General features: G+C 62.8%; 13 protein-coding genes. 3 read left to right on the top strand and 10 right to left on the bottom strand.

Features of this window, described 5'->3' with window-relative positions; genetic code table 11:
- The first annotated feature begins 1 nt into the window (after position 1).
- From QZ648_RS05000 to QZ648_RS04990, 3 genes are all read left to right on the top strand, one after another.
- On the top strand, positions 2–2,854 hold the full coding sequence (locus QZ648_RS05000) for a site-specific DNA-methyltransferase (RefSeq protein ID WP_291996291.1): 2,853 nt from the start codon (positions 2–4) through the stop codon (positions 2,852–2,854).
- Between the two features lie 175 nt (positions 2,855–3,029).
- Positions 3,030–4,439 carry a DUF234 domain-containing protein gene (locus tag QZ648_RS04995; RefSeq protein WP_291996545.1) on the top strand — a complete coding sequence of 470 codons (1,410 nt, stop codon included), beginning with the start codon at positions 3,030–3,032 and terminating at the stop codon, positions 4,437–4,439.
- Positions 4,440–4,458: 19 nt separating this feature from the next.
- A complete protein-coding gene (locus QZ648_RS04990) occupies positions 4,459–4,632 on the top strand; it encodes a hypothetical protein (RefSeq protein ID WP_291996560.1) in 174 nt (57 codons plus the stop codon).
- A gap of 106 nt (positions 4,633–4,738) precedes the next feature.
- Here QZ648_RS04990 and QZ648_RS04985 read toward each other — a convergent pair whose 3' ends face one another.
- From QZ648_RS04985 to QZ648_RS04940, 10 genes are all read right to left on the bottom strand, one after another.
- The gene (locus QZ648_RS04985) at positions 4,739–6,907 is read right to left on the bottom strand and encodes a DEAD/DEAH box helicase (protein ID WP_291996290.1); all 2,169 of its coding nucleotides are present in this window, start codon (positions 6,905–6,907) and stop codon (positions 4,739–4,741) included.
- A gap of 36 nt (positions 6,908–6,943) precedes the next feature.
- A complete protein-coding gene (gene brxD, locus QZ648_RS04980; RefSeq protein ID WP_291996289.1) occupies positions 6,944–8,254 on the bottom strand; it encodes a BREX system ATP-binding protein BrxD in 1,311 nt (436 codons plus the stop codon).
- Between the two features lie 388 nt (positions 8,255–8,642).
- Complete coding sequence (locus QZ648_RS04975; RefSeq protein ID WP_291996288.1) at positions 8,643–9,962, bottom strand: hypothetical protein; 1,320 nt, start codon at positions 9,960–9,962, stop codon at positions 8,643–8,645.
- A complete protein-coding gene (locus QZ648_RS04970; RefSeq protein WP_291996287.1) occupies positions 9,955–10,395 on the bottom strand; it encodes a hypothetical protein in 441 nt (146 codons plus the stop codon). The genes QZ648_RS04975 and QZ648_RS04970 overlap by 8 nt, the downstream gene beginning before the upstream one ends.
- 338 nt (positions 10,396–10,733) lie before the next feature.
- Positions 10,734–11,012 carry a transcriptional regulator gene (locus tag QZ648_RS04965; protein ID WP_291996544.1) on the bottom strand — a complete coding sequence of 93 codons (279 nt, stop codon included), beginning with the start codon at positions 11,010–11,012 and terminating at the stop codon, positions 10,734–10,736.
- 356 nt (positions 11,013–11,368) lie between these two features.
- On the bottom strand, positions 11,369–14,092 hold the full coding sequence (gene pglZ, locus QZ648_RS04960) for a BREX-2 system phosphatase PglZ (protein WP_291996286.1): 2,724 nt from the start codon (positions 14,090–14,092) through the stop codon (positions 11,369–11,371).
- Positions 14,089–17,760 (bottom strand): phage resistance protein, encoded by a 3,672-nt coding sequence (locus QZ648_RS04955; RefSeq protein WP_291996285.1) that lies wholly within the window; start codon positions 17,758–17,760, stop codon positions 14,089–14,091. The genes pglZ and QZ648_RS04955 overlap by 4 nt, the downstream gene beginning before the upstream one ends.
- Before the next feature lie 89 nt (positions 17,761–17,849).
- Positions 17,850–18,224: a type II toxin-antitoxin system VapC family toxin gene (locus QZ648_RS04950; RefSeq protein WP_291996284.1), complete on the bottom strand. Its 375-nt coding sequence runs from the start codon at positions 18,222–18,224 to the stop codon at positions 17,850–17,852.
- A 3-nt stretch (positions 18,225–18,227) separates the two neighbouring features.
- Positions 18,228–18,548 carry a hypothetical protein gene (locus QZ648_RS04945; protein ID WP_291996283.1) on the bottom strand — a complete coding sequence of 107 codons (321 nt, stop codon included), beginning with the start codon at positions 18,546–18,548 and terminating at the stop codon, positions 18,228–18,230.
- A gap of 40 nt (positions 18,549–18,588) precedes the next feature.
- A complete protein-coding gene (locus QZ648_RS04940; RefSeq protein WP_291996282.1) occupies positions 18,589–20,055 on the bottom strand; it encodes a hypothetical protein in 1,467 nt (488 codons plus the stop codon).

Below are 20,055 nucleotides of genomic sequence, written 5' to 3'. Positions count from 1 at the left end.
CATGGCCACGAACTCAAGCACCAAAACCGTCGAAGCGCTCAAGCACGACGAGGCGAAGCGCAAGAACATCCCGACGGCGGAATACCAGTCCGTGCTCGACGCGGAACAGCAGCAGCCGAAGCAGGTGCGCTACCCGCGCACCGTCGCTGGCGACAGCGACGAAAAATCCAACCGAAATCGCGACCTCGATCCGCAGTTCGTCTGGCGTGGCAAGGACCAGCAGGACTGGAGCGACCTCGTCGTCCACGCCCCGCCGCTGTACATCCAGGAGAAGGTGCAGCCCAAGGTGCTGATCGACGATCTGCTGCGCAGCACCAGGGAGCGAGCACACGAGGCCGGGCAGACGACGCCTGATCTCTTCGCCGACTTCAACGGCATCCCGACTGGAACCGACAAGACCGAGTTCTACCAGCACGACCAGAACTGGACCAACCGCATGATCCTCGGCGACTCGCTGCAGGTCATGGCCAGCCTGGCCGAGCGCGAGGGTCTACGCGGCAAGGTGCAGTGCATCTACCTCGATCCGCCCTACGGCATCAAGTTCAACAGCAACTTCCAGTGGAGCACCACCAGCCGCGACGTCAAGGACGGCAAGGCCGACCACATCACGCGTGAGCCGGAGCAGGTCAAGGCGTTTCGGGATACGTGGCGGGATGGGATACACAGCTACCTGACCTATCTGCGGGATCGGCTGACTGTTGCGCGAGATCTGCTGACCGAATCGGGGTCGATCTATGTGCAGATTGGCGACGAAAATGTGCACCGGGTTCGGGCGGTGATGGATGAGGTCTTTGGTGATCAGAACTTCATAAGCCAAATCAACTTCAAGACGACCGGCGGGGCAGGTTCGCCTTCAGGCGGCACCGACACCCTTGCTTCCGTGAACAACTTCATACTTTGGTTTGGGAAAAACGGGACCTTGATTAAGTATCGGCAGGCGTATAGGTCAAAAGGCGATCTCTCCGGTGGTGCAGCGGCTTACAACAAACTCGACTTCGGCGATCGCACCGACAGGCGGAGAGCCAACGATCACGAGAGAGTGAATACTCCTGACGGCGCGCGACTCTTCCGCTTCGACAACCTAACAAGCCAAAGCTCAGGAGGCCCGCAGTACTTCGAGGTCCGGTTCGAGGGCCGAACGATTCCCGTTGGAAAGAGCGGTTGGAAGACAACCTCTACTGGTATGCAACGGCTCCATATCGCGCGGCGCCTTGGACTGGCAGGAAACACGCTTAGCTACATTCGCTACATTGAAGATTTTCCAGTCTATCCACTGAACAATTCATGGGATGACACCGTCACTGCCGGGTTCGCGTCGGACAAGCTTTATGTAGTCCAAACAAACGCGAAAGTGGTCGAACGCTGCCTCCTCATGGCCACCGACCCCGGCGACCTCGTTCTCGACCCAACCTGCGGTTCCGGCACCACTGCCACCGTCGCCGAACAATGGGGCCGCCGCTGGATCACCATCGACACCTCGCGCGTCGCGCTGGCTCTGGCCCGCGCCCGCATCATGGGCGCGCGCTATCCGTTCTACCTGCTCGCCGATTCGCGTGCCGGCCAGATCAAGGAAGCCGAGGTCACCCGTTCCGCGCCGAGTTCTCAACCGGTGCACGGCGACATCCGCCACGGCTTCGTCTATGAGCGTGTGCCGCACATCACGCTCAAGTCGATCGCCAACAACGCCGAGATCGACGTCATCTGGGAGCAGTGGCAGGCGAAGCTGGAGCCCTTGCGCGAGGCGCTGAACGCGGCGCTGCAGAAATCCTGGCACGAGTGGGAGCTGCCGCGCGACGCCGACGCCAGGTGGCCGGACGCGACCAAGAAGCTGCACGGCGACTGGTGGCAGGCGCGCATCGCGCGGCAGCAGGAAATCGACGCTTCGATCGCCGCCAGGGCCGAATTCGAGACCCTCTACGACAAGCCCTACGAGGACAGGAAAACGGTCCGCGTCGCCGGCCCTTTTACCGTCGAAAGCCTCAGCCCGCACCGCGTGCTCGGCGTCGATGAGGACGACGAACTGATCGACATCCTGAACGAAGACCGCGCCGACTACGCGGCGAAACAGTCCTTCCCGCAGATGGTCCTCGAAAACCTCAAGACGGCCGGCGTGCAGCAGGCGCACAAGGAGGGGCGGATCAGCTTCACCGCCCTCACCCCCTGGCCCGGCGATCTGGTCTGCGCCGAAGGCCGCTACCTGGAAGGCAGCGCCGAAACCGGCAGCGACAAGCGCGCGGCGATCTTCATCGGCCCCGAGTTCGGCACCGTCCAGCGCGCCGACCTCGTCGCCGCCGCGCGCGAAGCCGGCGATGGCGGCTTCGACGTGCTGATCGCCTGCGCCTTCAACTACGAGGCGCACGCCACCGACTTCAGCAAGCTCGGCCGTATCCCGATACTCAAGGCGCGCATGAACGCCGACCTGCACATGGCCGAGGACCTCAAGAACACCGGCCAGGGCAACCTTTTCGTGATTTTCGGCGAGCCGGACATCACCCTGCTCCGAGACGATGAAAATTCGCCCGACGGCAAGCTGCGACTGAAAATAAACGGCGTCGACGTCTTCAAGCCGCAAACCGGCGAAGTGGTCAGCGATGGCGCCGACGGCATCGCCTGCTGGTTCATCGACACCGACTACAACGAAGAAAGCTTCTTCGTCCGCCACGCCTACTTCCTCGGCGCCAACGACCCCTACAAGTCCCTGAAGACAACCCTCAAGGCCGAGATCGACCCGGAGGCCTGGGCGACCTTGAACAGCAATACCTCGCGCCCGTTCGAGAAGCCCAAGTCCGGGCGGATCGCGGTGAAGGTGATCAATCATCTGGGGGACGAAGTGATGAAGGTGTTCAGGGTCTAGCTTTGCCTCCATGCCCTATCGACCTCTCGTTGGCAGCTATTTATATCTATTATTCAAAAGCTTGCTGCGATTTTCCGGTTAAGGTAAAAACTTTTATATTAAGGCCCGCAACGCATTCGACATGACTGACATGGCTCCCTGGTCGTTCTATGGCCGCCGCTCCGAGCTGCAACAGATGCAGCGCATTCTCCAGCGGCGGCGGTGGTTCTTCCTGCAGATTTCAGGACGGCGGCGTATCGGCAAGACCGCGCTGATCCAGGAGGCGCTGCGCGCAGCCGCTATCGACAGAACGCTCTACATTCAGATCCCGGATTCCGACCCTGCAGGTGTGGTAGCCGCCTGCAACGGCTATCTGGAGACGTTCGGGATCGACGCGCGGGTTTCCAGCCTCGGCGAACTGGCACAACTGATCGGGCGGCTGGCCAGCGCCGGTTACGTGGTGGCGCTCGATGAGTTCCAGTATTTCCACCGCAAACAATTGGCCGACTTCTGTTCGCTGCTGCAAGCGGAAGTCGATCGCCTTGCTGCGCGTGCGGCCGAGGTCGTCGGCGGCCTGATCGTGCTCGGCTCGCTGCACGCCGAAATGACTGCCGTGCTCGAGGACCGGGACGCTCCGCTGTTCAACCGCAGCACCGATACCATCGAGTTGGGGCATCTCGACATCGCCTCGGTGCTCGAGATCCTGCGCGTCCACGCCAACGACGATCCTTCACGGCTGCTGTTTCTCTGGAATCTCTTCGAGGGTGTACCCAAGTTCTACCGCGACGCCTACGAGCAGGGGGTGCTGAACGCGGAGCGCCGGCCCTTGCTGCGCAGCCTGTTCTTCTCCAGTTCCTCACCCTTGCGCAACGAAGCCGACAACTGGTTTCTGCGCGAACTGCGCGGACGCTACGACATGGTGTTGCAGTACCTGGCCAGACACCCGGGCTGCACCAACGCCGACATCGAAGCGACGATGGTCGAGCTTTCCGGTCCCGGCGAGGTACGCCAGGTCGGGGGCTATCTGAAAGTCCTCAGCGAACGCTACCGCATGATCGAGCGGCGCCTGCCGATCTTCTCGCCGGCGCGGGCACGCAGCGGCCGCTACTACATCCGCGACAACTTCCTGCGCGCCTGGCTGTCGGCCTTGCAGCGGCCCGTTTCGGCGGTCGCCTTTCGTCCGATCGACGTCCTGATCGACCAGGCCGATGGGCGTCTGGCCGACGTCGAGGGCTACGCGCTGGAAGACCTCGCGGGCCAGCTATACGAGGAGCGCAGCCGCCTGGGTATTGGCGACTTCGCGCTCAGCGAGCGCATCCGTGGTTATTGGGATCGCTCCGACGTCGAAATCGACCTCGTGGCGGTGAACGAAGACGAACAACGAATTCGCTTCGGCACCTGCAAGCGCAACCCCGAACGTCTGATTGGCTCGGCAGATGCGCTGAAGAAGAGCGCCGACCGCTTCCTTGCCGTGCATCCGAAGTTCAAAGGGTGGACCAGCGAGTATGTGGCCATCGCCCCCGACATTGGCGAGAGCGTCAGGGCGGCATTGCAGGAGCGCGACGTATTGCCACAGAGCCTCGTCGACCTGACGGCCGGACTGTAACCGAGGCAAGAAAGCAGACATGGAATTCCGCATCGCAGATACGTTCACCGACCGCCTGGCGCGCCTGACCGGCGACGAACAGAAGGCTGTGAAAACGACGGCGTTCGACTTGCAGATCAACCCGGCCAACCTCGGCATGGGTTTCCACAAACTGGAGCGGGCGAAGGTCGCTGATGCCCTCTCGCACAGGTAGCCTCGGACTCGCCTGCGGCAGGGGCGGCCGCGGTCATGGCCATTCTCCTGATCATGCTGGTGAAAGCCCCACGCTAGTGCCCTTAATGAAAAGGCGCGCAAGCGACTCACGAAACTCCCTTCTCCCCTCGCGGGAGAAGGGTCAGGGGAAGAGGGGGACGGTCATGACTTTCATCATCCGGGGTATCTCGACTGTCATGACCGTTACCCACGCCACCGAGCTCTCCGCACACGAGTCGCTGCAGATTCGCTTCATCGAGCGAGCGACCTAGAACAACTGCGGCCACCAGGTCAGAGGGAAGACAAGCAGCGAACTTCAACTGGGCGCGCGCCGCCAGGCTGGCGCCAAACGCTGCTATTGCCACAGGCTCAATTCGACCCTGCATGAGCTTCATTACCGGGACCCCGATGCCTGTCTCCAGCCACAGATCATCCACCCGTATGCTTCCAAGCTCAGCGAGTCTCAGCGCCAATGCCCTATTGACGGCACCGCCGGCAAATGTCCACCAACGCTGCCGTCCGGACGGCAGCTGCTCCAGCAGGAGCGATCCCTGGCGCTCTGGCGCGGAGATCAGCTCACGGACTTCAGCGAGTTGCCGAATGCCCCGCTTCGACAGGCCCAACTCCACATCGCTTTCTTTCAACAACACCCGGCGCATGGCCTGACAGACCTCGAAACCCAGGCAGCGAGACGTCCCGAGCCAGCGCGATTTTCCCTTCTCGTCGCTCGGCTCCACCCACACCGTGCGCCTGGACCACTCGACTGAAATCACTTTCCAGCTTCGGCCGCCAAGCAGGAGGACCGTCGGGCCGTGCTGCTGAACCGCCAGCGGATCGACATGACCCAGCTCGCTGGAACCGTGGCGTGCCGCTAGCGTCATCGGGCTCGCAAACGCCGACAGCAGGTCCAGGAAATGAGCGCGCCCGAACAGCTTCTCGCCTTCAGGCCCCATCGACGCGAGGCCGCTACTGACGAACAGGACGCCTTTGGCCGCCATGAAACCAAACACCGTCGCTACCGTTTCCCGATCGAGTTCGGGGAACTGAGTTCGCGCCACGCCGATCACTTCGTGCGCCGGTAGGCCGGGGTATTCGAGCACCAGCGCCATCATCTGCTGCGCCACCATGTGCCACGGTAGCGGCGGCGGTTTGATGTGCTCGACATACCTCTCGCGCCACAGCGTGGTGATTGCACAAGCCAGCAGGAAGGCCTCGTCAGTTGTTGTCAGGAACAGGGTGTTGCGGCGGCTGCCGGTGCGCCGGCCGCTGCGCCCCATCCGCTGCAGGAAGGAGGAAACCGTGCTCGGGGAGTCGATCTGAATCACGTAGTCCAGGTCACCGACATCGATCCCCAACTCCAGCGTGCTGGTGGCGACGATCACGCAGTCCTGCTCTTCGGCGAAAGCGGTTTCGGCAAGCTTCCGCTCGGACGCACTCAAGGACGAATGCGAGACGAAGGTGCGCGTGTTCAGGCGACGCAGCGCCACCCCCAGTTCTTCCACCCTGGCGCGGCTGTCACAGAAAACCAGACGTTTCGAGCCACGGTGCAGCCGTGAGATCACCGTCGCAGCATTGGCCATCGAGCCGACATGATCGATGCTGACATCGGCGTCCGTGCTGACCGACGACGAGCCGACGACCTGGCGCTCACCTGCTCCGGCAAACCAGTCCAGCAGTTCATCCGGGTTGCCCACCGTCGCCGACAGGCCGATCCTCTGCATCGGCTGCCTGGCGTAAGCCTCGATCCGCTTGATTACTGCGCGCAGGTGCCAGCCGCGGTCGTCACCGGCAAAGGCATGCAATTCATCAACGATCACGACGCGGACACCGCCGAACCATGAGGCTCGATCCAGCTTCGTCGAAATCAGCATCCCTTCGAGGGACTCCGGTGTGGTCAGCAGGATGTCCGGTGCCGAGCGCCTGGCCCGCGCTTTGCTCCCTTGCCCGACGTCCCCGTGCCAAATCTGTACCGTCCTGCCGACGAAGCCGGCATAGCCGGACAAGCGTGATTCCAGGTTGTTGAGCAGCGCCTTGATCGGGCACACGTACAGAACGCTGGTCCCCGGCCACTCCTCGCTCGCCATGCACGACAGGACGGGAAGGATTGCCGCCTCGGTCTTGCCACCGGCCGTCGGCGCGAGGATCAGGCAATGCTTGCCTTCGAGGATCGCTGCTACCGCCTCGGCCTGCGTCGAGCGCAGGCCCGCCCAGCGCAGTGAGTTGACGATGTGGTACTGCAAGGCGCCGTGCAGGCGCTCAAAGCCTTCCACGCTCACTGATTGCCGCCCGGAGCGCCCGGAGCGCCCAGCTGCCTACAACTCGATGTCATCGACCGAGCTGACGCCCACGGATGCACGTTCCTGCGCAGTCATCTCGCTCTCCGAAATTGTCAGCGCATAGTGCTTGCGCGGGTCGAAGTCCTCGAACTGATCGACGCGATCCATCACGTCGGCAACCAGCTTCTTCAGGAACAACCGCGGAGACACGCCGACCCTGCCGCCCAGGTTCCCGGTGACGGCCTTGGCCAGGGATTCGACGTAATCGTCGTCGACCAGAGCATGGACCCGATCGCCGGAAACGGCACCTTCGGCATAGATGTCGCGCACCTTGTGTCCCACTTCGAGCAGCGAATCGTGACCGAAAGCTGGCAGGCGCACCTGCACTGCGCGTGGGTTGTCGAAGCGCGAGTCGGTACCGAAATCGACGTGCAGTCGTTGTGCCAGCGGTACGAGGCGCTGAACGCCTTGAGCACCCTCATAGAAGGCCCGGGTTCCGGTGATCAGGAGATATAGCCCCGCAAAACGACCGGCGTCGATCTCGTCGATCCACTGGCGCAAGGCATTCAAGCCCCGCTCGCGGGTATCGGCGCGCATGCGTTGCAGGGTCTCGACTTCGTCCAAGACCAGCAGCAGGCCGCCATAGCCCGAGTCGCGCAGCATGGTCAGCAAGCCGGACAGGAAGTTGGTCGCGCCGAAGTGATCGATATCGCCCTTCACACCAGCCGAGCGCCGAATCGATGCCGCGACGTTGGGCTGGCCGCTGAGCCAGGCCATCAGCCCATCGGCCGTGGCCTTGTCGCCGGCCTGCAGCGCGCGGCGGTAGGCGCGAAGCGTGGCTGAAAAAGCCGGCGCCACCCTGCTCACGCCGGCCAATCTCGCCTCCATCAGTGCCTCGGTCCTGGCGAGCAAGCTCACTTCGTCCGTCGGGTCGAGGCTGCTGTCCTCCAGCACGTCGCGCTCCAGCGCATAGAACCAGCCATCGACGATGCCCCGGAACGCACCTTCGCCGCTGTCCGCCGTGGCAATGCGTTCGACCAAGCGGCGGTACACCGTTTCCAGGCGATGCAGCGGCGTCTCCGTTTCCGAGATCTGCACCTCGCTGGTCGCGAGACCACGCGCCCGGGCTCGTTCCTGCAGCCAACGGCCAAAAAAAGTCTTGCCCGAGCCGTATTCACCGCGGATAGCCTTGAAAGCTCCGCGTCCGGACGCCACGGCGTCCAACTCTTCATCGAGAGTTCCCTGCAGGCGGCCATAGCCCACGGCCAGCGCATCGAGGCCAGCCTTAGGAACCGTGCCGCGTCTCAAGGCCTCGATGACTTCGGCTCGGCGTTGCGGACTAATCACTTATGTACCCTCATTGCCTACTTCACCCGGCAGCGACTCGCCGAAACAACGGAAAGCCGCTGCCGATCACGATGCAAACTCGACCAGGGGTTCGGACGAGTTCTGCTGAACTGATTTGTTCTTGGCTTGAAAACGACCGCGTCCGACCCCGAAGAGACATTCATCGTCTCGGTGTTCCAGCGACAGGTTTCGGAGCGGAGCAGTCGCACCGAGTGGTAGCTGGCTGAGTGCTCCTCGGCCTCACCGGCCATTGAGGATGGCGAGGGTAGAGAGCCGGTATCGCCCGGATTGCTGTCGTTGGCGGCTTGGGTCGGATGAACATCAGCCTACTACCTTGGGGAACGCGAACTCTCGACCCTAAGCGGAAGTTGAGATCACGAAAAGCAGATCAGGCTGCCATTCGATACGGCATCCTATCAGTCCAATGATGGTGAATGTAGCCATTGTTGAGCAACAGGCTTGTTACCGTCTGCTCGCTGACGTCGAACTCGGCGGCGGCTTCTTCGATGGCGTATGAAGAGAAATCACCGCCCAAAAAGGACGTCAATGAATCGATGGGGCAAAGAAACTCTGCGGCGAAAGCGCGCTGGTACTTCTGACGGAAAGTCGATAGGTCAGTTGATACAAGCCAACGCGATTCGTGAGTCGAGGGACGGACGTACTCGCCCAAGAAACGTGCCAGCTCGAAGCGTTTCCCGGCAGGGTTGTGCTTGCGCGGAACGAACTTCAATTGGCGATCGTTCATCGGTATCGCCACCGCGACTGGCGACCGTCCAACCGGCGCCGACCAATTGGCAGCAGCTTCACTGCTCATGCCAAGCAGGTCATGCAGACTGCGGTCGGGAACTGGGTCGCTGACATTGCCCATCTTGTTACGAAGCGCACGAGCGTCATGAATCGCGCGCTCCCAGGGTGCCCCGTGGTCCAGGTGATCGATGCTGCCAGGCGAGATATCGGGGATGCCAACAATTCCGCCGGCGCTAGCCAGCTGCCCAATGAGCGCCAAATCCGGGGTGGCTCCCGACGCTGCAATCGCCGGTGCCAGCTCTGACAGTGCCGCGTCTCCGACCTGGCTCTCCCACTGCAGTGCCGCGTTCAGCGCTTGCTCCGGGCACTCCTCGGGATCGAATCCCAGTTCGGCCTCCAGCTTCCTCCGGCGGACCGCCTCGGGGTCCGCTAAATCCTCCTGCACGAGGGCCCACAGGTGCGCCAAATTCGACCCAGCGAGGCCCTTAGCATCCAAGCGGGCCAGCACGCTGTATATGAAGCTCTCGACGCTCTGCTGAAAGCCAGTCAACGTGATCATTCTCGGCACATCCAGCGCTTGCAGGTACTGCACCGACTGGTCCGGCGTCATCGACGTCCCGGCCCACACGTGAATCGCCTCACCATCTGGGATAAAGATGACGCGCGGCCATACGAAGCCGTGATTGGCTGCACCGAGTTCATGGACCATACGCCAATTATGGCCAGGCTGCTGCGTTGGCAGTGGCTCATGGTTGAGGCGCCACCACGAACTCGCAAACCACATAGCCAGCGGGTAGGCAGAGACGAAGACTTTGTCACGCACGGTCTCCGCCCAGATGTCCTGGTTCCGAGTCAGGCTGATGTTGTCGACATCCATGTCGACCCAGGCTGCTGTGGCCATGACTTCCGGTTCCCCGCATGCTGATGCCATCCACTTTGCGTTGATGCGCAGCTCAGCCATTGAGGCACCCCCAACGACGAATGACTTCCAGCGACAGCGGATCAGTCTCAGGCATGGGGTATCCGTGATAGGTCCCCAAATCGGGGTTTTCAAGCTGCGCTTCCATGGCAAAACCGTCGTCAGTGACTGCCCATACGTTCTTCGGCCAATCGCCAACCATCCGGTCGCTCACAAGGCCTTTGCGCAGTCCCGCGCGCAGTAACTCTTCAGCTTCGTTACGCTTAAAAATCTTGGCGAAATCGCACAGCGATTTCCCTTGTCTTGGATCGGAAGGTGGAACGAGCCTAAAATCGCCGGGGTTCTTCTTATGCTCTGGGTTGCCGCCATAGCGAGCGCGACTGGCCAACGCCCATAGTTCGGCCACGCGAACTTCCGCCTCAGCGGGCGAGAGTAGTTTGCGCTTGGGATTGAACTGGGCGTAGCGACGCTTCATCGTGTTTGGGGCAGACAATTACCGCTCTTGAGTTTACCAGCTAATTCAATGGTACTGGCCAAATTGGGTCGGTAGTTCGCGTTCGTCATCCGGGAAAGCTAACGGTCGGCCATTCAAGCTGGCAGCGACAGCAATCTGTGAGATTCCAGCCATACATCCTCGCCACCCCCAACGACTGCTCTGGCCGAGTTGTGTCCATTGGCTCTCTGGCAGCTTGCGAAATACAGCAGCCGTTCAGATGGCTGCTTGCCAGAATCATCGAACGACAGCAATCGGCCGGGAGAGGACAAAGCGCAAGATCTTTCATTTCTTGCCGCAAGCATCAGCGTTCTCGACAGTCACGCCGCCGTCAGAATGAAATCTACATGCACCGCATCGTAAGGAAAACGAAACCCTGCTTCGTCTCGCTCGATCAGCCCCGCTGCCAGCAATGAATGCACGTCTGTATGCACACCGCGCACGTCGCGCGCCACGCGCCGTGCGATTTCCCGCAATGGCAGCGGGCCCGCACCGGTCATCAGCTTGAGGATGTCCCAACGCAGCGGCGTCAGGGTGCGCCATAGCGCCTGCTCATCGACAAAGCCGATAAAAGGCGTGGCGTGCTCGCCGGTGGTCATTGCGTGGGTGAAGCGAGCATTGATCTCTGCCCGCGACGCAACGCCGATGGTTACGGTGTTGGTCATGTCACTTTCTCCAGTCATCGACGGCGGTCCAGAAGTCCGCCAGGGGTTGTTCCAGCGAGGTGAAGAGGTAAGACGCGTCCGCTTCGCCACGGTGGAAGTGGTCGCCCTTGCGGATAGCGGTCAGCGAGGATCAGGACGGCTGGCATGCGGTAAATGCTAACAACGACAATGGGCGCTGTAAATCAAATCAACAGGCGGCGACCCGCGGCGACGGTACACCGTCAACGCTTTCGGAAGCCCTGCCCCGTCTGCAGTTCGAAGCACCGGCAGTTTCCGCCGCACTCCGCCCCTCATCGCACCGCCACCCGAAACTGCCGCCCCAACAATTCCCGGTTCAGCTCCACCGTAGCCGCCGTCTCGTCGAGCACCAGTACCGCGGCTTGATCGACGTTGAGCACGCGCTTGGCGGCATTGACAAAGCCACTGATGCGCATCGCGGGCATGCCAAGCCGCTGTGCAAGTGCTGCTTTGGAAAGCTTTCCACCACGCGCAGCCAGTGCCTCCAGCAAGGAGCGCACGTCGGCATCGCTCGGCGCCACGCGCGCCGCCAGTGCTTTCTGCGCCGCGTAGGCGGGCGATGCCTGCAGAGCGTCGATCCAGTTCACTGCGGGGTCGGGTGACGCCGCAGGCAGCGTCCCACCGAACAGGTCGATCTGCGGTGTGGGCGCAGCCAGCGGTTTCGCTTTGGGCGGCTTCTTCGGGAGCACCGGCGTTTCAGGGCCTCCTGTTGGCAATGCGGCCTCCAGCGGCGCCCACCAATCGGGTTGTGGCGCAGCTGCGACCTGCCAGCCCTTGAGCACCATGTTGCGTGGTGTGAACACGCTCAGCGGCACGACGACTTCCTGTGCCGATGCCCCGCCGTGATAGCCGTTCTTCCTGGCTCCGTGGCGCACGCCTTCCGACCACGTGCAGACCACCGCATCGCCGGACGGCGTTCTCACGCGACCACCCTCGAAGAGCAGCTCGCTCGCGTCCGGCGTGCCCGACGGCAGCCGCCAGCGATCGCCCTCCCCCTGGCCACGCTGCACCGTGCCAGCGTCGATCACATGGCCATGGTCGGCGGTGACCACCACCACCCGCCGCGCCCGACGTGCTTCGCCCAACAAGGGCCCAAGCAGCCGCAGATCGTCGATCGTCCAGCGCACCTGGATCTGGTTCGAGCCGCTCAGGTGGTCGTCGACGGCGTTGTAGACGACGGCCACCACCTGCTGCTGCGTCGAGGCGATCGCATCGCGAACCGTCGACGACAAGCCTTCGGCGTCCGAGAGATCGCCCTTGTGGAACACCACCGGCCTGCTTCCGGCGCGCGACGCGCCGACGAGGGCAGGATGCGTCGCGAACGCGCTCTTTTCCTGCGCTGCTGCGCCGACTACCAGGCGACCCGACAACAGGCTGCTCCGGCTCACTTCGGTAATCGTCGGTAAGGCGGCGATGCCGACCGCCAGTGTCGTCGGCGCGCACGTGACCTGCTCGTCCCAGCCCCGGGTCTCCAGGTCCTCGAAAAGCTCCCGAAAAATGGGATAACTCAGTCCGTCCGCCACCAGCAATAGCACCGGGCTTTGCTTTGCCAGCGGGGCGAGGAAGCGTTCGACGATCGCTTCCACCGGCATGCATGCGGGCTCTGCCCGGGGCTCGCGATTCCAGACCTGCAGGGCTTTGGCAAAGCTTTGATTGAAGGCCTCGGCTCTTGTGCGTGCCGCGTCGCGCAAGGCAACAAAGGCTGAAGAAAGGCCCGGCAGCTCGTCGCCGCCGAGCAGTTTGAAACGTGCCCAATCGACGAAGGCGCCTTGGTGGGCATAGCCTTGCGCGAGCTCGGCGAAGCCGCTTGCCTGACGCCCGCTCGAACCTTTGCTGTCTGGCCGCTCGGCCATCATCCATCGACACAGGCGAACGGCCATGTTCACGCGCAGCATGCGTGTGCTTGTCGGATCGGCATGGGCATGACGTGTTACCGAATCGGCCGCGCCTTCGATGACCTGAAGTTGTGCCGTCGCCGGCCCGGCGATGAAGGCCTTGAGCGCATCCGCGAGTAGCGCAAGCCGCTGCTCCAGGCCGAGTGGCAGCACATCGCTCAGATGCGCGTAGACATCGACATGCAGTTCGCGCAACAGCCACTCGGCGCGTTCGATCACCTCGTGACGCAAGGCCGGCGTCAAGGTCTTCAGGCACATTGCCGCATCGTTCGCCCACGCGCGCCCCTCGGCAATGCCGATGCGCTTGTCCCCCATGAAGCGCTCGAGACGAATCGCGGCGGCGGCAAGCTCATGCACGCCTTCGCCCTGAGCGGACAACAGCACGCCGCACACCAGTCCGAGCGGGACGGCATCCTGCGTGTTGCCGGCCATTACGCAACCCATGACCAGCGTGCCTACCGCTCCGGCCGAATCGCCAAACCAGGCGGCGATCGGCGCTTTGGCCTGAGCGGGCAGAGCTTCGAAATACCCGGCCGAGTCGGCGCCCAGAGACCAGTTCAACAGTATTGCCGCATCCGGCTGCGCTGCCTGCAGACTCAAACAGCGGCCAAGGACATGACGCCACGCCGTGTCCGTGTCGAGGAAACCGTTGGGCACGGGCGGATAGGCACCCATGCTGGAGCGCTCAACGAGCAGTTGCGCCATCCACCGGAAACGGCCGAGTCGCGCGTCGACCTCGCGCGCCTTGAAGAGCTGCTGCACCATGCCCCAGGCGTCGGGCTGAAAGACCTGCGCACGGGCCAGTCGCGCGACGACGTCGCCGCCCAGGTCGCGTGCAGACAGCGGCGTCAGCACGATGAGCCCGGCCCCGGCCTGCTCGTCGGCCCCCTCTTCCAGCGCGGACAGCGCTTCGCGGGCCATCAACGGACTTTCGCACCAACACAGCCGGAACGGCCGGCCCGACAGCTTGATGGCGTCCGGCCACGCCGCCTTCGTCCTGGTCTGGATGGCGATGACTTTTGCGTCGCTCGCACGCTCCAGCACCGCGAGCGCCTGCGCCTCGATCTGCGGCAAGGACAGCGGTCCGCTGGCACCGCTCACTTGCTGCTCCCCGGTTTTTCGAGCCGCCACGAAATCGACAGCCGCAGGTCCGCGTCCTTGTCGAGTTTGGCGTGCAGATCGTCCAGCAAGGCCAGCGCCTGCGTGCTTTCAAGGTCAGCCGCTGCGGATTCCTGCACGATCACCGCCGGCACGAGCGGCGGCGGCGGCGGTGGAGGCGGTGGCTGTGGCGGCTGTGGTGGCTGCGGCGTCACGGTCAGCAAGCGCACGGCCTTGCCACGCTGCTCGTCGAGCGCCGCCTTCAAGCCAATCGCATGCTCGTCGGCCGCCAGTGTCTCGCACACCTTGGCGACAATCGCCCGCGCCGCGGTTTGCCGCTCGTCGCTGAGCGTCTTCATCGCCTCGAAGATGTCCCAGGCTCCGGTGCGCACCGCTTCATCCAGTTCACGTGCCCTGGCCAGTGTCCGGCACATGGCGACCTCTGAGGTGTCTATCGGTGCCCCGGCAAGGGTCGTAACCACTGCCGCGCTTTCGGCATTCAACAGGCCGGCAAGCAAGGCCAGCGCGGAACGTGCCGTCTGCAGGCGATGGTTGTCGCCAGCGGCCGGGAACAAGACGGACTTCTCGGTCAGCGTCTTGACCAGGCTGCCGATCGACTCCCGTGTTTCACGTGCCCTGGCCTGCATTTCTTCGGCCAGCCTGGCGACGTTGCCCGCGTTGCGCGAGGTCGGGATGGTCAGGCCGAACAGCGCGGCGGCACGCTTGCAGGCGGTTTCCCAGTCGCCCGGGTCGGGCAGCGTCTGTTCGCGCAGTTCCAGGTCGTCCGGCATCTGATCGATGCTCGGCGTGTAGGGGACCTTGCCGCGCACGAAGCTGCGGTTGGTCTGCCCGGCGAAGCTGAGGATGATCAGGTTCTGCGCTTCGCTCGGCAAGCCCATCGCCAGCGGCTGGTCCAGCCACTTGCGCAGATTGCCCACCGTGATCGCGGCGCTCGCCTTGGCCTGCTCGCGGAGAAAGTGCGAGCGCCAGTGGTTGCCCAGCACAAAATGCGTCTCACCGGTCTTGCCCAACTGCACCGGGTCGGCGATCGAGCGAATCAGTTGCCGCAGCACGCGGTCGCCGACCGGCGCGCGCCCGTCGGCGGTCGCGATGGCGCGCTCCAGTTCCGGCCACACTTTCTTTACGGCGGCCGGTTTCACTTCGGCATCGAAGACCGGATGCGCCGGGTACTGGTGTCTGAAGAGCTGGTCGAGCAGAGCTTCGAAGGCCGATTTGAGGTTCGCCCCCACCGGCGGCAGCGGCGTCAGCGTCTGGTCGAGCGAGCGAAACTGATCTTCGGGCGCCAGCGGATTCACCACCGCATCGCGCGAGTCGCCGGCAATGCCGTAGGCGACCTCGAGATACTGCCGAACGCGCTGCTGCAACTGGTCACGCTGGTTGCGCAGCAGCGCCTGCGCCGGTGCGCGATCGACCAGCGCCAGGTGGGCAGCCAGCTCGTTGAAGCGCTCCCCGGTCAGGATGTAGTCCAATACCACCAGGCGGCCCAGATCATGCTGCGCCTTGGCGCTGAAGAACGACGGCATCCACACCAGCGTCTGCGTGTCATCGCCGCGATACTTCCCGAGACGAGCCAGGTCGTCTGCCGGGGTGAACGTCGAGTCGTCGAACGGGAAGTCGATGACCACCGTCCAGCTACCCGGGCGCCCACGCAGCTTGTCGTCCGACAGCTCGCGGACGTTCTCGAACAGCACCTCGACTTCGCGCCTGGTCCCGCGCCAGAGCACCGTGTAGGTGGCGAACAGGTCGTTGCTGTCGGTCACGCCGAGTTGCTCGAACAGCATCTCGCGCACGCGGCGTCGGCGGTTGCCCGGGTTGTCGCTGGAGGCCGCCGGCCCGCGCACGATGGGCTCGATGTCGACGCCGGTGACCTGGATCGAGATCAGTGAGTTGGTATCGTCGGTGACCTTTATCTCGCCGATGTCGGCCGCCCACTCCTTGCACTTGCGCAGCACGTCCTGGGTTTCCCGGCCGGGAATGGGCGAGCGGATCGTGCCGTGGTTCAGTGCGGCCAGACGCTGCGCTGTCAGGGCTTTCAAGGAATCGACTTCGGGAACGAGGGCGCTCAGCAGCAGCGTCTTGATCAGCCGCGCGTCGTTGCGCAGCACTCGGGCCCTGGCCGGGTCGGCGTCGCCGATACGAATGTTTTCCCAGGTCACGCCATGCTGCCGTTCCAGATGCGGCAAGAGCTTCTGTTTGTAGAGCCGCTTGGCGTTGTCGAAATGGATGCGCATCGCTTCCGAGAACGGCTCGTCGCCATCGGCGATCACATCGAACAGGTCGCCAACCGGGATGATCTGGCCCAGTTCCAGGTCATCGCGCCGATCGACCAGCAGTTGCAGCATCAGCTTCAAGGCCGTGCGCTCACGCTGCAAGGCCTCCGATACGGCAATCAGGGTCTGCACCAGTGCCGGGCTGAAGGGGTAGACCTTGCGGAACATCTCCTTGTCCGCGGTCTCGGTCAGCAAGGTATTCCAGACCTCGGGCCTGACCTTCTGGAATTCGTCGAAGGCATTGCCCAGAGTCTGCCGGGCCGCTTCGGACAAGGGTTTGAGCAGCCGCTTCTCGGCAATCGCCGGCAGGTTGCGGTCTTCGAGCGTGATGCGATGGAAGCGCGCCTCCCAGTGGCGCAGCACGTCGCTGAACTGCAGTTGCAGCGAGCCGGCGAGGTTCTCGCCGACCAGTTCGCGCAGATCGCGTTGCCGCGCGACAAAGCTGACCAGTGGAATCGGCCGATCGGCGTTGCCGGCTTCGACCAGCTTGACCAGCTTGGTACCCTCGCTGCTGACGAAGCTGACATCGGCCGCCCGGCTGGCCAGCCAGAGGATCAGTTCATCGAGGAACAGGATCACCGCATCGTAGCCAAGCGCCCTGGCATGGCGACTCATGATGCTGAGGCCGTCGTCGAGCGGCACAAAGGCTTCGCCGCGGCTTTCGGCAACGTCGGCAATGGCCGTGAAGTAACAGCTGATCAGGTCGCCGACCAGGCGCACGCGGTCGTCGCCACTCGGTGGCTCGAGCATCGCGGCTTCGAAGCTCGTGGCATCCCAGCCGCCACTCAGCTCACCCCAGCCGCTGTCGCCGCCGTTGCCATCGTTGCCATCGTCCGACCCTGCGTTCAGATCACGGAAGAAGGCCTCGTCACCGAGACGGCCACGCATGCGCAGCGCATCCTCGAACAGACGCTCCGACAGATAAAAACCCGGAATGGGCGCGTCGGGATGCCGCTGGCGCACGAACTCGGCATAGCCGCCGAGGATCGCCGACTCCATGCTGCGCGCGCCGATCATGTGATACGGCACGAGCAGGAACTTGCGAGTCTGCGTCCAGTCATTGTGCTGGGCGACGACGTTGGCCAGCTCGGGCAGCGAGCGAGCCAACACGTTGTTGTCGAGCAGCAGGTTGAGCACGGCCATGAAGTGGCTCTTGCCGGAGCCGAAGCTGCCATGCAGATACGCAGCCTTGCTGGTGCCACCCTGGACCGACTGCTTGATGAAATTCAGCGCGTCATTGAAGCAGGCGTTGAGCTGCGGGGTCACGACGTAGTCGCGCAGCGTCGCTTCGGCATGTGCCACGCCCTCGGCCAGCTTCAGGACGAAGTCGCCCTGGTGCACCTGCTCCGGGATGGCGATCAGTTCTCTGATCAGGGGCATTTATTCTCTTTCTCCCAACGCGGCAGATCCGGAACCAGGCACGGGCCAGAGGCCGCCAAGCTTGGCGGAAGGCGACTTCGCAGGTGGCATCAAAGTGGAATTTCGCTCAGTGAATCGACGCGAAGGCCGGGAATCCAGTCGAAATCTCTGACGTTCCGTGTCGCCAATTGCAGCCCGTGTTCGAGACAGGTCGCGGCGACCAGGGCATCGCCGAGCGTCATTTTCCGCTGCCGTCGCAGACTAATGGCGAGACTGACGGTTTGCGGCCCGATCTGATACTCGTCGAATGCACCCAACAAGGCTTGCAGCAACTTTTCCTCGTCGACACCAAGGCGATGATAGCCAAGCGTTTCGATACGCGTAACGACCGAAATTGCGGGCAGATTATTCAGTAGCCAGTCCTGTAGTGGATGACCCGGTCGTGCTACGGCGCGAATCAGGATATTGCTGTCAGCCAGCCACATGGCTCAGTCCTCGCGCCCCGGTTGTGTGGGCTCGGCGCGTTGCTCCCGCTGCCAGTCGGCGGCGTCGTCGATATGGGCAAACATTCCGGCCTGCGCAACGGCGTCCAGCGCCTGACGCATGGCTGCCTGACGCTCAGTGCGCTGGGTTTGCGGCGCGGGGGTCGGCGTTTCATCATCCAAAAGCAATATCATCCGCGCATGACGGCCGTAGAAGGCCTGGCAATCGGGAGGCAGCAAGATGCTGCCCTGGGCCGAAATCGTGGTTTCGAGTTCTATAGCTTGCATGCGAAAACTCCTTTGTTCAATTCGCCCGGCTGCAAACACTTAACGGTCGATCTGCATTGCCGATAGGCAAGTAAGCGTCTCATCTCAACGGCTTGACCCCGCCACGACGGCCGAGACCAAATGCAATGCGGTACACGTCGGGCATCTGCACGCGACCATCGGACAGGCGCTTGATCAGCCCTAGAGACTCCAAATCACTCAGCACGCCTTCAACACCCTCGTCGAGCTGTTGGGGCGGAAGTTTCACGCCAAATCCAGACTGCTTCAGTCGGTCGCGCAATTGTTGCAGCGTCTTGTCGTTGTTCCAGAGCACTTCCACATCCTTGGCCGTACATGGGACGGTTAGCCTGCCCTTGAGCGGCTGCATCACGATTTCCACCCACGGGTAGTCTTCCCGGGTGATCTCATTGACCCGGATCTGCGACGCAGCCTGTACTCCAGACTGAATAGCCTTGTAGTCGAGAGGAAGGCTAGTGGCATCGGACGTCTTGTCTGCAGCGTGTCGAATCGCCGCAAAGAAGCTTCGCGGGCTGACTTGATCGAGTCCGTCTTGAAGGTGGTTGACGAGCCAGGTGTAGGGTTTGCCGCGCTTGTATCCACTGGGTCCCGACGCCATGGCCTTGCCAGCAAGTTGTATGAAGGCCTGCTCCTGAACTGCCTCGTCCGTGCGCAAGGACAATGGCAATACCCACGCATCAACCGAACTTGTCCAGGCCAACCCTAAACTGTCTTGACACACTTGCCGGAATTCTCGTCCACCGTTATTTGCATTGCCCATGCATTGGAACAATAGGGCATAGAGGTCGGCCCGTCGCCATACCAAAGCCGCCTTGCGCGCGAGCAACTTCGAGGCATCCGGGAAACCGATGATTTCGCGGTCCTGCAGCATGTCAGGGCGCACGAAAACCTTGAGGCGGATTCTTTTCGTTGCACGGACATCCAGCGCAATCTGCAGCAGTCCTTTCGCCAAGGGACGAATGGTGGCCCACTCGTCCCCCAGTCGATCCAGGGCGTCAAACAGTATGACAAGGGTCTTGCCATCAGTTTGCAGCGCTTGATCAGCCTTCAGCAGGAGTTCATCGAAGTCTTCTGCGTTCGATCGGACCCACTGAACTCGATCTCGCCACTTGGCTGCCGCTGGAAAGGGAGCCCCAAATTGCGCCTTGTGGGCGAGAACGGCGCGCCAGATGGCCCGCGCAGAGTAGCCTGCCTCCACAAGCTCCGCTAGAACCTCCTGGCTCGGAGCGTCCGTTGACGATGGCTGCGCACCAAACCCCTGCTCGACTTTCACCTGGTCGCCAAAACGCGTCTCTGGAAAGGCGGCACCGATGAACTTGCGATGTGGTTCGGATGAAAGATGCGCCCACCAGAAGCTCTTCCCTGAACCACGGATCCCCTCCACGACGCTTACGTCCGGATCCAGGGCCTTGGCGTGGCTGGGAGGTACGTAAGTAAACGCGGGCTCACGATCTGGATCAGCGCCCGCGTGATCGACTTCAGGCAGTGATTCCCTCAGCGCTTGTCTTAGTCGTTCCGCCTCCCGCAT

The organism is Candidatus Accumulibacter sp. ACC012, from assembly GCF_907163155.1.
GTDB lineage: Bacteria > Pseudomonadota > Gammaproteobacteria > Burkholderiales > Rhodocyclaceae > Accumulibacter > Accumulibacter delftensis.
Note: the sequence above shows the minus strand (reverse complement) of the source record. Positions and strands in the feature narration are given on the sequence as shown.